Source organism: Thalassospira sp. CH_XMU1448-2, assembly GCF_037027285.1.
GTDB classification, from domain to species: Bacteria; Pseudomonadota; Alphaproteobacteria; order Rhodospirillales; family Thalassospiraceae; genus Thalassospira; species Thalassospira profundimaris_C.
Map to the genome: position 1 here is coordinate 71,452 of NZ_JAYMEA010000005.1, position 13,407 is coordinate 84,858.

Here is a 13,407-nt window from a genome sequence, read left to right on the forward strand (position 1 = left end):
TAGCAAGTTTTTGGGCAAAAAGCAAAAGCCGGTGCAATTTTTCAATCGCACCGGCCTATGGGCATCAATGATTTAATCGGTTTTTCCGATCAGAATCAGGCGGGGACCGGACCCATTTCCTTGCGCAGCTGGCTGCGCAAATTATCGATCGAAACCAGACGTCCGTCACACTTGTAATGCCAATAAGTCCAACCATTACAAGCCTGTGCGCCCTGGACATGTGCGCCGATCTGATGGATCGAACCCGCATTGTCCTTGTGGCTGATCGAGCCATCGGCACGGACCATCGCAGCCACATTGCCACGGTTGTCATAGATTTTGTCGCCCGGCGACAGCAGACCGCGTTCGATTACCGCACCGAACGGAATCCGCGGCAAAGAGCGTTTCGATTCGGTCAGTTCAAGGCTGTCGCCATCAAGCATCTGGACCTTGGCAATACGATCACGCGCGGCTTCGGCATAGGTTTCTTCGCGCTCAAGCCCGATGAAGTGACGGCCCAGACGACGTGCCGCAGCACCGGTCGTACCCGTCCCGAAGAACGGGTCAAGAACCACATCCCCCTGACGGGTGGTTGCCATCAGCACGCGCTGAAGAAGGGCTTCGGGTTTCTGGGTCGGGTGGACCTTTTTACCCTTTTCATCCTTGAGACGTTCCGAACCCGAGCAAATCGGCATCAGCCAGTCAGAACGCATCTGAAGGCCTTCATTCAGCTGTTTCATCGCTTCATAATTGAAGGTGATGGCTTTCTGCTCTTCGCTTTTCGAACACCACAGAAGCGTTTCATGCGCATTGCAGAAACGTTTGCCGCGGAAATTCGGCATCGGGTTGGTTTTACGCCAGACAATGTCGTTGAGGATCCAGTAACCGATGTCCTGGAGCATGTTACCAACGCGGTAAATGTTGTGATACGAACCGATCACCCAGATCGCGCCGGTATCCTTCAACACCCGGCGCGCAGCCGTCAGCCAGTCGCGGGTGAATTCGTCATAATGGCGGAAACTGTCAAACTGGTCCCAATGGTCGTCAACAGCGTCGACCTTGGAGTTGTTCGGACGCAGAAGATCGCCGCCAAGCTGAAGGTTATAGGGCGGATCGGCAAAAATCAGATCAACCGATTTTTCCGGCAAGCTGTTCATCAGCTCGATGCAATCGCCGACCAGAACCTGATCAAGTGGTAAAGTTGCTTTTTTAGTCATGATGCCTTCTAGGTTCCCCCTTGAAATCTTGAGGAAAGCATCAACCGAAATAGTTAATGAAAGGGTTAACCAGCTTCGAAATTTTTCTTTGGCGACTCCGAAATTTTTCAAGGATTCGCATTGTGTTAGAAAGTGTGTGATCTGTTTAGACAATATTAACCGGTCTGCTCCAAAAACCGGAAGATTTTGGGTCGGTAATCCACCCCGCCCCCAATTGCCCGATCACGCGGTCAGACCGGCCGGACTCCGCAGGGCTGCTTTCTGTTTGATCCCCCGAATGTCACACATCAAAAGCGCAAAATCACCTTTTGGGTGAATAAACAATAACTTATACACGCCAAAAGCCGGTTTTATTGCGCCAAAGGTCCGGTTTTCCGGGTAAAATAACAAAAACTGACCATTTGGACAGAACACCCTTTGCCTCATTTCTGATCGTGTATACAATCTGCCCACAATCTATGCACAAAAGTTGAACTTCGCATAACGGCAATAACCTTCAGGGGGACAAAATGAAGTCAGGCACTTTTAGCCTTTCCCGCCGTGCATTGCTTTCGGCCATGGCGGCCGCAGCAGCAGTGGTTTCCTTTGGCTTTGGCACGCCCGCACAGGCAGACCCGCTTAAAGTTTCGGCCATTTACACCGTTCCGGTCGAACAGCAATGGGTTTCGCGCATTCACAAGGCGCTGAATGCAGCCAAGGAACGTGGCGATATTTCCTATGAGTTTTCTGAAAACGTCGCCAATACCGACTATGAGCGCGTCATGCGCGAATATGCCGAAAACGAATCTGACCTGATTGTTGGTGAAGTCTTTGGCGTTGAACGCGCAGCCCGCAAGGTTGCTGCTGATTATCCGAAAACGGCCTTCCTGATGGGATCAAGCTTTGCCCCGGATGGCGACAATTTCTCGGTCTTTGACAACTTCATTCACGAACCGAGCTATCTTGTCGGCATGGCTGCCGGTGCGGCGACCAAATCGAACAAAATCGGCATGGTTGGCGGTTTTGCCATCCCGGAAGTCAACCGCCTGATGCATGCCTTCATGGAAGGTGCAAAATCGGTCAATCCGGATGTTGAATTCATGGTGACCTTCATCAACAGCTGGTACGACCCGCCCAAGGCCAAGGAAGCATCCTTTGCGATGATCGACAAGGGTGCGGACGTCATGTATGCGGAACGTTTCGGCGTATCTGATGCAGCCAAGGAACGCGGCATTCTGGCAGTTGGCAACGTAATCGACACGGCTGCTGATTATCCGGGCACCATTCTTGGTTCGGCGCTCTGGCACATGGAAGCAACCATTGATCACGCCATCGAAGCGGTCAAAGCTGGCAACTTCAAAGCCGAAGATTACGGCAAGTTCAGCTACATGGAATTTGGCGGCGGCAGCGTCGTTCTTGACGCAAGCCTCCTTCCGGAAGGCACTGTTGCCAAGGTCGAAGCCAAACAGGCTGAAATCCTTGGTGGCAAGTTCACCGTCACCGTGAATGACGAAGAACCGAAATCTTCGATGTAAGATTTGCTTAAAATGCGGGGGCAGTTCGGTGTAGAAGCCGGACTGCCCTTTGCCGTTTGACCCTGTTTCCCGGGTTTGAACCAATCGGGGCCGTCACCGCACCCCATCATGCCAGTGCTGTAAATCCGATGCAGACATCTTGTCGCCAAGCTTGCTCTTTGCGTTCGGGTCCCGCACCATCGGCACTTCGCCCTACAGCGTGACGCATAAAAACAAAACGGATTACCCGGATGTCATCTGCTGCGCAAACATCACCTGAAATATCCCAAGACCTGCTGCTTGCGCTTGCAGGCATTACCAAAAGATTTGGCCCGCTTATCGCCAATGACGCCATCGACCTGACGGTCCACAAGGGCGAAATTGTTGCCTTGCTTGGCGAAAATGGCGCGGGCAAGACCACGCTCATGAACATCCTGTTCGGTCACTATGTCGCAGACGAAGGCACCGTCACGGTTGCTGCGCGCGATGGAAACCTTGAACAGCTTGAACCGGGCGCCCCGCAGGCTGCCCTTGATGCCGGGATCGGCATGGTTCATCAGCATTTCACCCTGGCCGAAAACCTGACCGGTCTTGATAACATCGTTCTTGGCACCGAGCCGATTTTCCGGCTGCGCCGCGACCGCACCAAGGCACGCGCCAAACTGGCCGAATTGATGGCCGGTTCGGGCCTTAATGTTGACCTTGATCAGCCGGTTCACAAGCTGACCGTTGGTGAAAAGCAGCGCGTTGAGATCCTTAAGGCGCTTTATCGCGACGCACGACTTCTGGTTCTTGATGAACCAACTGCGGTTCTGACTCCGCAAGAAGCCGACAGCCTGTTTGCCATCCTGCGCAAACTGGCCCAGAACGGGCTGGCCGTCATCATTATCGCCCACAAACTGGCTGAAGTTCTGGCCGTATCGCACCGTATTGCTGTTCTGCGCGGCGGTAAAAAGGTCGGTGAAATGATGACAAGCGATGCTGATCATCGCTCGATTGCGGAACTGATGGTTGGTCGTGAAGTTCCGGTCAGCCGCCGCGTCGCGCACGAGCCGGGCAAACCAGTCATTACGCTAACCGATATCACGATTGATCGCGGGGATTCACGGCGGTCGCTTCATGGCGTTTCCATCATGGCCCGCGAAGGGGAAATTCTTGGGATTGCCGGCGTCTCGGGCAATGGGCAGGCTGCCCTTGCGCAACTGATTGCGGGCCTTGATAAACCCGATCAGGGTTCGGTCGAGATTTTCGGTGAAAAGGTCGAAAAATTCGACGCCCACAAATTTGCGCAAAACGGCATCGCCCGCATCCCCGAAGACCGCCATCATGATGGCATGGTCGGATCGATGACGGTGGCTGAAAACATCGCCATCGAAGATGTCCGTAATGCCGGTTACCAGAAATTCGGCTTCCTTGATTTCGACGCTATTCGCAAACGCGCTGAACACGCGATCAAGGATTATGATGTCCGCTGTCCCGGCCCGGATGCGCCAGCGCGCCTTTTGTCGGGCGGTAATATCCAGAAACTTATTCTGGCGCGTGTTCTGGAAAAATCACCCAAACTTATTCTGGCCAATCAGCCGTCGCGTGGCCTTGACGTTGGCGCGCAATCCGAAGTCCATCGCCGCCTGCTTGAAGCGCGTCAGAATGGTTCTGCCGTAATTCTGATTTCCGAAGATCTTGATGAACTTCTGACCATTTCAGATCAGATTGCCGTTATCCATGCCGGTCACGTCACACCGGCAATGGCAACCGACACCATTGATCGATCCGAACTGGGATTGATGATGGCCGGCCAAAAGAAAGTCCATCATGCCTCTACCAACGCACATTCGGGAGAAACGGCATGATCCGCTTTGAACCCCGCACCAATCCAGGCCCGGTTCTGACCTATGGCGTGCCGGTCATTGCGGCTGCCATTGCCATTTTGCTTGCCGCCATCCCGCTTGCCCTTGCCGATGCCCCGATTATCAAGGCCTATGGTCTTATGATCACGGGTGCCTATGGTTCGGTTTTCTCGATTTCGGAAATGCTGACACGCGCTACGCCCCTGATCCTGACGGGCCTTGCTGCTGCCATCGCATTTCGCGCCAAGCTTTGGAATATCGGTGCTGAAGGACAGCTTTACATGGGGGCCATGGCCGCCGTTGCCATCGGATCGGGTGCGATTGATGGCCCAAGCTGGGTCATGATCCCGATTATCATGATTGCCGGTGCAGTTGCCGGTGCGCTGATGCTGATCGGGCCGACATTGATGAAAACCCGTCTGGGTGTCGATGAAGTCGTCACCACGCTGCTTTTGAACTTCATCGTTCTGTTGTTTGTGCAAATGATGCTTGAAGGCGCGCTTAAAGATCCGATGTCGATGGGCTGGCCGCAGTCCGAACCGATCATTGACAGTGCCGTGTTCCCGCCACTTCTGGAACGGATGCGTGTTCACTTGGGTCTGATCATTGCACTGATTTCGGCGATTGCGCTTGCGATCTTTGTCAAACGCACCGTCTGGGGGTTTGAAATCCGTGCCGTGGGTGAAAACGCCGCCGCCGCCAGGTTTGCAGGCATCTCTGTCACCAAAACCATGATCCTTGTTGCCGCCCTTTCGGGGGGGCTGGCCGGACTTGCAGGTGTTGCCGAAGTTGCCGGAACGCGTGGGTATCTCGCAACCGATCTTTCGCCCGGATATGGCTATGCCGGAATTGTGGTTGCCATGCTTGCCCGTTTGTCGCCGGTTGGCGTCATTGCATCGGCGCTGTTTGTGGCATCGGTCTTTGTCGGTGCTGATTCCATGAGCCGTGCCATTGGTGTTTCAAGCTATCTCGCGGATCTGATCGTCGCGATGGCGTTGCTTTGTGTTTTGATTGGCGGCTTCTTGACCCGGTTTACGGTTCATTTTGATCGCAAGACGGCCGGTTAAGGGGAAAAGACATGGAAATCATTGATATTCTTCTTGCCGCCAGCTTCTGGGAAGCCGCCATTCGTATCGCGACCCCGCTGATATTCGGGGTTCTGGGCGCACTTGTGTGCGAACGCGCCGGGGTTCTTAACCTTGGCATCGAGGGTATTTTTACCGCCGGTGCCATGGCGGGCTGGATGGCGGTATGGCTAGGTGCCGGACTTTGGGGCGGTGTTCTTGTCGCAGCCCTTGCCGGGGGCTTCTTTGGCCTGATCCATGCGATCCTGACTGTGCCGTTGGGGCTAAGCCAGCATGTGTCGGGCATCGGGGTGACGTTGCTTGCGACCAGCCTTTCCTATTTCACCTATCGCACAGCCTTGCCTGATGTATCTTCGCCACCGCGCATCGAACCGTTCCGGCCGCTTGATATTCCGTTCCTGTCAGACTTGCCTTTCATCGGCCAGGCGCTGTTTTCGCAAACCGCAATGACGATGCTGGCCCTTGTTCTGGTGTTTGTCACCGGCTGGGTTCTGTATCGCACCCCGCTAGGTCTTGCCATCCGTGCAGTTGGCGACAATCCGTCCTCGGTCGAGGCACAGGGACTTTCGGTTTATGGTTTGCGCATCGGCGCCGTTGTTGTTGGATCATCGCTGATGGCCTTGGGCGGGGCTTTCCTGACCATGTCGGCCTTTGACGCTTTCTTCTTTGGCATGATCAATGGCCGTGGCTGGGTTTGCATTGCGCTGACCGTCTTTGCAAGCTGGCGCCCCGGAAAGGCATTGATCGGCGCCCTGTTGTTCGGGGCCTTTGATGCGTTTCAGGTTCGCCTGCAAACCGAAGTCGGGGCATTCCTGCCCTCACAGGTCTTCCTGATGATGCCCTATATCCTGTCGATCATCGCCCTGATTGTTGTTGCCCGTAAGGCCGATTACCCCAAGGCACTTCTGGTGCCATGGTTCAAGGGCCAGCGTTAAGTATCACTTCCAAACGTCTCTGATTTTGCGACCACCACACCAAGGATGACGCCATGCAAGCCGATCTGATTTTGAAAAATGCCAATATCGCCAATGGACAGGCGGGCGTTGATATCGCTTGTAGCAATGGAAAGATCGTCGAGATTGGCGAAAACCTGAACATCCCCGCGACCGAGGAAATCGATTGCGGCGGCATGCTGGTCAGCCCACCCTTTGTCGACAGTCACTTCCACATGGATGCGACCTTGTCCCTTGGTCTACCGCGCATGAATGAGTCGGGCACTCTGCTTGAAGGCATCGCCCTTTGGGGGGAGCTCAAACCACTTCTGACGCCGGAAGCCGTAATTGAACGTGCCCTTAAATATTGCGATCTCGCTGTGTCCAAGGGCCTGCTTGCAATCCGCAGTCACGTCGATGTTTGCGATGACCGTTTGCTGGCCGTTGATGCGTTGCTGGAAGTCAAGAAACAGGTCGCACCCTATATCGACCTGCAACTGGTTGCCTTCCCGCAAGATGGCTATTTCCGCAGTGCCACGGCCAAGGAAAACACCATTCGTGCGCTCGACAAGGGTGTCGATGTTGTTGGCGGTATTCCGCATTTCGAACGCACCATGGCCGATGGTGCACAAAGCATCAAGGAGCTTTGCGAAATGGCTGCGAACCGCGGCCTGATGGTTGATATGCATTGCGATGAATCGGATGATCCACTGTCGCGGCATATCGAAATGCTGACCTATGAGACCCAGCGTCTGGGTCTTCAGGGTCGCGTTGCCGGATCGCACCTGACATCCATGCATTCGATGGATAACTATTACGTCTCCAAGCTGATCGCCCTGATGGCCGAGGCCGAGGTTTCCGCCATCGCCAACCCGCTGATCAACATAACCCTTCAGGGCCGTCACGACACCTATCCGAAACGTCGCGGCATGACCCGTGTGCCGGAACTGCGCAAGGCGGGACTGACGATTGCCTTTGGTCATGATTGCGTTATGGATCCTTGGTATTCGATGGGATCGGGCGACATGCTTGAAGTCGCATCGATGGGACTTCATGTTGCACAAATGACCTCGCGTGATGATATCCGGGCCTGCTTTGACGCCGTAACGGTCGAACCTGCCAAAATCATGGGACTTGAAGGGTACGGGATCGAAATCGGTAACAATGCCGATTTTGTCATCCTGCAAGCCAGCGATACAATTGAAGCCATTCGCATGCGGGCAAACCGTCTGTTTGTCATTCGGCGCGGTAAAATCATTGCCGAAACCCCGATGACCCAGACCCGCCTGCATCTGGCTGATCGCCCGGACCATGTCCGCGAACATGAATACGCCCCCGGTCAGTAATCAACCTGACCGGGCATTGGATACATCACTACTGAACGGACGCTGCCATGTTCTATGAACCCGGAAAAACGCCACATAACCTGCCGCATGATCCGTTCAAGGCCTGTGTGGCGCCGCGTCCGATTGGCTGGGTTTCCACGCTGGATAAAAACGGGCGTCCGAACCTGGCGCCCTATTCGTTTTTCAATGCCGTGCATGGCAATCCGCCAATGGTGATGTTTTCATCCGGCGGATCCATCGACAGCCTCAGAAACGCGCGTGATACCGGCGAATTCGTTGTCGGTGTCGCTCCCAGGGCCATGCTGAAAGAGTTGAATTTCAGTTCGGCCCCGCTGCCGCCCGAAGACGATGAATTTGAGTATGCCGGTCTGGAAAAGCTCCCCGCCAAATGCGTGAAACCATACCTGATCAAAGGCGTTCCGATCCATATGGAATGTGAAGTGTTCCAGATTGTCGACCTGCCCAGTTCCAATCCGGAACGTCCGTGTGCCATGGTGATCGGAACCGTAATCGGGCTGCATATTGATGACGCCATCATTCGCGATGGTATGGTCGATATCACCCTGTTTGAACCGCTCGCGCGGCTCGGTTATCAGGAATATACCAGCGTATCGGAGACCTTTACGGTACGACGCGAAGATTTCTGGAAATAGAAAACCGTTAACCAACAGATCGGTTTCATCAAAACGACGCCCAAGCGCAAACAAACTGTCACAGAGACTCTCTAATGTGATCAGGAACACAGTTCGATCGAACATTTCCGGGCTTGAGCTGTGCCTTTTTTTACATTTTTCAGATTTTTCTGTGGGGGGAATCATTCCATGAAACGGACGTTTGCAGCGGGCGTCGCCGGCTTTGCGGCATTGCTGCTTGCCAGCTCGGCAATGGCTGGAGAAGCCAAGGTTTTCGAAACCAAAAGTGCGATCAACAATCTTTCGACCGTGATGGTTGAGGGTGGCAAGGCCCGTGACCTGACCGTTGGGCTGGGATCTGGTGCCTATCGCCGTCCGGGCGACCCCGCCAATATGTTCTATGCGGTTTCCGACCGTGGTCCGAACTTCGTTTGCGGTGACGTTCAGGATGTCCTTGGTGTATCCGAAGACGTCGTCTGCAAAGGCAAGAAAGTCCGTATCTATCCGACCCCGGATTATTCCCCGTCGATCTACACCATTTTCCTCAATGGCGATGGCAGCTTTGACATCAAGGATGTCATCACCATCAAGGATCAGAAAGGCGTTCCACTGAGCGGCCTGACCAACAAGCTGACCGTTGCCAAAACCGAAAAACCGGTTGATGCCAACGGCAATGCGCTTGAACAGTCAGTATCCTCGATTGACGCCGAAGGCATCATTCGCCTTTCGGATGGCTCCTACTGGATTGGTGAAGAAAACGGTCCGTCCGTACTTCATGTTGCTGCCGATGGTACCGTGATCGAACGCATCGTTCCGGCCGGTTCGGAAAAAGACTTCGAAGGCGCTGCATACAAAATCACCGGCGGTCTTCCGGCAATTCTGGTTACCCGTCAGACCAACCGTGGCATTGAATCCATGGCGGTTTCCCCTGATGAAACCAAACTGTATTTCATGGTTCAGAACCCGCTGGCCAACCCGAATGCCGATGCCTACAAGGCGGCCAAGAACACCCGCCTGTTCGTTTATGACCGCGTAGCCCAGAAGCTTGCCGGTGAATATATCTATCAGCTTGATGATCCGCAGACCTTCCGTAACGATCCGTCCAAAAAGCAGAATGCCCCGCGCATTTCCGAAGTTCTTGCTCTTGGCAATGATCGTCTTCTGGTTCTCGAACGCACCGACAAAACCACCAAGCTTCACGAAGTCAAGCTGGATGGCGCAACCAATATCCTCGCATCGCGCTGGGATGACATGTCCACCAGCCCGACACTTGAACAGGAAAACGATCTTTCCAGAATTGATCTGGTTGCTGTTTCCAAAACCCTGCGTTTTGACAGTGCTGATTATCCGGAGGCACCAAACAAGCTCGAAGGGCTTGCCATCATGGGTGACGGCGCGCTTGCGATGATCAATGACAATGACTTTGGCATCAAGGGCGACCCGACCAAGGTGATCCTGATCGATGGTCTGGTTCAGGCCGATAAATTCTGATTTGCCTTTTCCCGGATTGGCACATCAAAGCAGGAAAGCTGTTATGCAGCTTTCCTGCTTTTTTATTGCCTGAAATGGGCGTAAAAGCAGGCCCATGATGACAAACACACAGACATTCGACACCCCGGACGGCATTACCGCCGTCATCGAGCCCATGGATGCAACCGGCTATCTCGCCCCTGTCGGGTTCGAGGAGCAGTTGTATAACGAACTGGGCGACGTCATTGAGCGCCACGACCGGTTGATGTTCGCACCCGGTCCCGAACGGCGTGTTTTCTGGGCACAGAATGTCTGGCGCAATCCGGTTCGGATCGCCATTCCGTCGATCAAGGGTGCTGCCAAAATCCTGAAATTCAATCAGCGTAACTGGGCTCTGTTCAAGTTCGATCATTTTTCCCGCGCCAAACTGATCGAGGGGCATTTGCCCCATGTATCGGCGAAGCGTCAGGTATTTGGTGAACCGGCCCCGACCGCACCGCTCGGGTCCTGGACCCTGATTGATCCTGATACGATCATCGCATCGGCAGATTGCTCAAGCCCCTGGAAAAACGGCGAAATCGAGTTTGAGGAAGACAAGGTTACCCCGCCAAACCGCGCCTATCTGAAACTGTGGGAAGCCTTTACCCGTCTTGGTGCCGCGCCGCAGGCCGGTGATCGTACCATGGATCTGGGTGGCAGCCCCGGCGGCTGGACATGGGTGCTTCATGAGTTCGGCACCGATGTCATTTCCATCGACAAGGCGCGCCTTGACGCCAAGATCGCCAGTCTGCCACGTGTTGATTTCCGACAGGAAAGCGCCTTTGGCCTCAATCCGGAAGAAATCGGCTATATCGACTGGCTGTGCTCGGATGTGATCTGCTATCCGGATCGCCTGTTTACACTGGTCAATCAGTGGATGGATGCAGGCATGGCGACCAACTTTATCTGCACCATCAAATTGCAGGGCGATACAGATTATTCGGCGATCACCCAGTTTTCCGATATCCCCGGATCAAAGGTCGTGCATCTCTATAACAACAAGCACGAACTGACCTGGATGAAGGTGCCGGGCGTTACCGATCAGGATTGATCCAGCTGCCTGATCGTAGGATCAATCGGATAGTAATCGCCTTTGTCGGCACAGAAAATCTGCCCGGCTGTCCTGATTCCTCCGGTCTGGTCAAGCGTGCCGGGCATGACCGCCATATGCTCGGTACGCACAGGACGCCAGAACAGCCCGGTCCCGCATTCCTTGCAGAAGCCCCGGTCCGTCTTTTCAGACAGACGATACCAGCGTAATCCGTCATCACGCACCAGTTCGAGATCCTGCCGATCAAACCGCGCATAGGAACTGACATGACCGTGCAGCTTGCGACACAGATTGCAATGACACATCACGGTATCATTGATCGCTCCGTTGATTTCAAATCGAACCGAACCGCAATGACAACCGCCTTGATAGGTCGGTTTCTGTGTAGAATTTTGGGCCACCCTGACCTCCCCTGACCGGTGATGTGTGGTTCATCTTAATCTGTCTTGCCTTGCCCAAATTGCAAGCACAGCCGCAAACACGACCATCCGGACACCTGTTCAGCACGAATTCATCACACCATTTCAGACAAATATGTTTGAGATTGCCGAAAAGCAGTCCTATTCTGCGCGTCTGTTCGGAGCCAGATGATGACGCCACCGCGCCAGTTCCTGCCATCTGGCACCGCCCGAAAGTGATGGGATAAAATGTCCGAAAATTCTTTCCATTATGATGTGCTTGTCATCGGTAGTGGTGCTGCCGGTCTGTCCACCGCCCTTAAACTTGCCCCGCATGTAAAGGTCGCAGTCCTGTCCAAGGGCAAGATTGATGACGGCTCCACCAACTGGGCGCAGGGCGGGATTGCCGCCGTTCTTGATGCCACTGACAGCATTGAAAACCATGTCCGCGACACCCTGATTGCCGGGGCGGACCTGTGTAAACGCGAAACCGTCGAATTCGTCGCGGCCAATGCACCACGCGCGATTGCATGGCTTGATGAACTCGGGATTCAACTGACCCGCGATCCTGACGGGGATAACAGCCAGCCATTCCATCTGACACGCGAAGGCGGACACAGCCACCGACGCATCGTCCATGCCGCAGACGCCACCGGGCGCGCTGTGCAGACCACCTTGCAAAGTCAGGCGGTCAATCATCCCAACATCAAGATTTTTGAAAACTACCTTGCGATTGATCTGGTGACGGATCGCAAGTTTGGCGGCGAAGGTCGTCGCTGTATCGGTGCCTATGCCCTTGATCTCGATACCGGCACCGTCAAATCATTCAATGCCCGCACGGTCGTTCTGGCTACCGGTGGCGCAAGCAAGGTTTACCGTTTCACATCCAATCCGGATGGCTCCACCGGGGATGGCATCGCCATGGCATGGCGTGCAGGTTGCCGCGTAATGAATATGGAATTCAGCCAGTTCCACCCGACTTGCCTTTATCACCCGCAAGCCAAATCATTCCTGATTACCGAAGCCGTACGCGGCGAAGGTGGCAAGCTTTTGCTGCCTGATGGCACACGTTTCATGGACCGGTTTGATGAACGTGGCGAACTGGCACCGCGCGATATTGTTGCGCGCGCGATTGACCATGAAATGAAACGTCTGGGGGCCGATTGCGTTTATCTTGATATCACCCATAAGGGTGCGGATTTCATCAAGGAACATTTCCCGACCATTCATGAAACCTGTCTTGGTTATGGCATCGACATGACCAAACAGCCGATCCCGGTTGTCCCGGCGGCCCATTACACCTGTGGCGGGGTTCTGACCGATCTGCGCGGCCGGACTGACCTGACCGGGCTTTATGCCATCGGCGAATGTGCCGGTACCGGTTTGCACGGGGCAAACCGCCTTGCATCGAACTCGCTTCTTGAATGTCTGGTATTTGGCGAATCTGCCGCAAATGACATTATTGAAGCCCTCCCGGTCGAGGATCACTTCAAGCCGATCCCCGACTGGGATGAAACCGGCATCACCGATTCCGACGAGGAAGTCATTGTTGCCCATAACTGGGAACAGTTGCGCAACGTTATGTGGGACTTTGTCGGGATTGTCCGCACCACCAAGCGTGTTCAGCGCGCGCAACATCGCGTTGACTTGCTGCTGTCCGAAATCGATGAATATTACGGCAATTTCCGCGTCACCAATGACCTTCTTGAACTTCGCAACCTGTCCGTGGTTGCCAAGCTGATCATTCAATCCGCCTTGTGGCGTCGCGAAAGCCGTGGCCTGCATTACACCACGGACTATCCGGACCTTGATCAAAGCGGCTCGCCGCGCCAGACCATTCTGGTGCCTGAAAACTTTGCCGGTCGCTGGGTGATTTCCGGCCAGTGGAAGACCTGATCTGTCACAGCATTCGGGAAGA

The 13,407-nt window shown here is 54.4% G+C and carries 11 protein-coding genes; 9 read left to right on the top strand and 2 right to left on the bottom strand.

Translation table 11 applies throughout. The annotated features are described in order from the left end of the window. Positions 1-95: 95 nt before the first annotated feature. Positions 96-1,196 carry a site-specific DNA-methyltransferase gene (locus tag WA318_RS16915; RefSeq protein ID WP_336083015.1) on the bottom strand — a complete coding sequence of 367 codons (1,101 nt, stop codon included), beginning with the start codon at positions 1,194-1,196 and terminating at the stop codon, positions 96-98. A gap of 509 nt (positions 1,197-1,705) precedes the next feature. On the opposite strand from WA318_RS16915, the gene WA318_RS16920 reads away from it, so the two are divergent. From WA318_RS16920 to WA318_RS16955, 8 genes are all read left to right on the top strand, one after another. Further along, on the top strand, positions 1,706-2,710 hold the full coding sequence (locus WA318_RS16920; RefSeq protein WP_336083018.1) for a BMP family protein: 1,005 nt from the start codon (positions 1,706-1,708) through the stop codon (positions 2,708-2,710). Positions 2,711-2,940: 230 nt separating this feature from the next. Then, positions 2,941-4,539 carry an ABC transporter ATP-binding protein gene (locus WA318_RS16925; RefSeq protein ID WP_336083020.1) on the top strand — a complete coding sequence of 533 codons (1,599 nt, stop codon included), beginning with the start codon at positions 2,941-2,943 and terminating at the stop codon, positions 4,537-4,539. Further along, complete coding sequence (locus tag WA318_RS16930) at positions 4,536-5,603, top strand: ABC transporter permease (RefSeq protein WP_114097115.1); 1,068 nt, start codon at positions 4,536-4,538, stop codon at positions 5,601-5,603. Before WA318_RS16925 ends, WA318_RS16930 begins: the two co-directional genes overlap by 4 nt. 11 nt (positions 5,604-5,614) lie before the next feature. Then, a complete protein-coding gene (locus WA318_RS16935) occupies positions 5,615-6,556 on the top strand; it encodes an ABC transporter permease (protein WP_114097114.1) in 942 nt (313 codons plus the stop codon). A gap of 53 nt (positions 6,557-6,609) precedes the next feature. After that, the gene (locus tag WA318_RS16940) at positions 6,610-7,899 is read left to right on the top strand and encodes an amidohydrolase family protein (RefSeq protein ID WP_336083024.1); all 1,290 of its coding nucleotides are present in this window, start codon (positions 6,610-6,612) and stop codon (positions 7,897-7,899) included. A 47-nt stretch (positions 7,900-7,946) separates the two neighbouring features. After that, positions 7,947-8,552 carry a flavin reductase family protein gene (locus WA318_RS16945; RefSeq protein WP_336083026.1) on the top strand — a complete coding sequence of 202 codons (606 nt, stop codon included), beginning with the start codon at positions 7,947-7,949 and terminating at the stop codon, positions 8,550-8,552. Between the two features lie 168 nt (positions 8,553-8,720). Next, entirely contained in the window at positions 8,721-10,022 is a 1,302-nt protein-coding gene (locus WA318_RS16950; RefSeq protein WP_336083028.1) for an esterase-like activity of phytase family protein, read from the top strand. Between the two features lie 94 nt (positions 10,023-10,116). Beyond that, positions 10,117-11,091, top strand: coding sequence for an SAM-dependent methyltransferase (locus WA318_RS16955; RefSeq protein ID WP_336083029.1), 975 nt, complete (start codon positions 10,117-10,119; stop codon positions 11,089-11,091). Here the strand turns inward: WA318_RS16955 and WA318_RS16960 are convergent. Further along, positions 11,082-11,492, bottom strand: a complete 411-nt coding sequence (locus WA318_RS16960) for a GFA family protein (protein ID WP_336083031.1) — start codon at positions 11,490-11,492, stop codon at positions 11,082-11,084. The genes WA318_RS16955 and WA318_RS16960 overlap by 10 nt on opposite strands. Positions 11,493-11,738: 246 nt before the next feature. Between WA318_RS16960 and nadB the strand changes: the two genes are divergently transcribed. Continuing rightward, the gene (gene nadB / locus WA318_RS16965; RefSeq protein ID WP_114097110.1) at positions 11,739-13,385 is read left to right on the top strand and encodes an L-aspartate oxidase; all 1,647 of its coding nucleotides are present in this window, start codon (positions 11,739-11,741) and stop codon (positions 13,383-13,385) included. The last annotated feature ends 22 nt before the right edge of the window (positions 13,386-13,407 follow it).

Bases quoted from the DNA above. Each gene is read 5' to 3' on its own strand.
- WA318_RS16915 (WP_336083015.1), bottom strand. From the start codon at position 1,196: ATGACTAAAAAAGCAACTTTACCACTTGATCAGGTTCTGGTCGGCGAT.
- WA318_RS16920 (WP_336083018.1), top strand. From the start codon at position 1,706: ATGAAGTCAGGCACTTTTAGCCTTTCCCGCCGTGCATTGCTTTCGGCC.
- WA318_RS16925 (WP_336083020.1), top strand. From the start codon at position 2,941: ATGTCATCTGCTGCGCAAACATCACCTGAAATATCCCAAGACCTGCTG.
- WA318_RS16930 (WP_114097115.1), top strand. From the start codon at position 4,536: ATGATCCGCTTTGAACCCCGCACCAATCCAGGCCCGGTTCTGACCTAT.
- WA318_RS16935 (WP_114097114.1), top strand. From the start codon at position 5,615: ATGGAAATCATTGATATTCTTCTTGCCGCCAGCTTCTGGGAAGCCGCC.
- WA318_RS16940 (WP_336083024.1), top strand. From the start codon at position 6,610: ATGCAAGCCGATCTGATTTTGAAAAATGCCAATATCGCCAATGGACAG.
- WA318_RS16945 (WP_336083026.1), top strand. From the start codon at position 7,947: ATGTTCTATGAACCCGGAAAAACGCCACATAACCTGCCGCATGATCCG.
- WA318_RS16950 (WP_336083028.1), top strand. From the start codon at position 8,721: ATGAAACGGACGTTTGCAGCGGGCGTCGCCGGCTTTGCGGCATTGCTG.
- WA318_RS16955 (WP_336083029.1), top strand. From the start codon at position 10,117: ATGATGACAAACACACAGACATTCGACACCCCGGACGGCATTACCGCC.
- nadB (WP_114097110.1), top strand. From the start codon at position 11,739: ATGTCCGAAAATTCTTTCCATTATGATGTGCTTGTCATCGGTAGTGGT.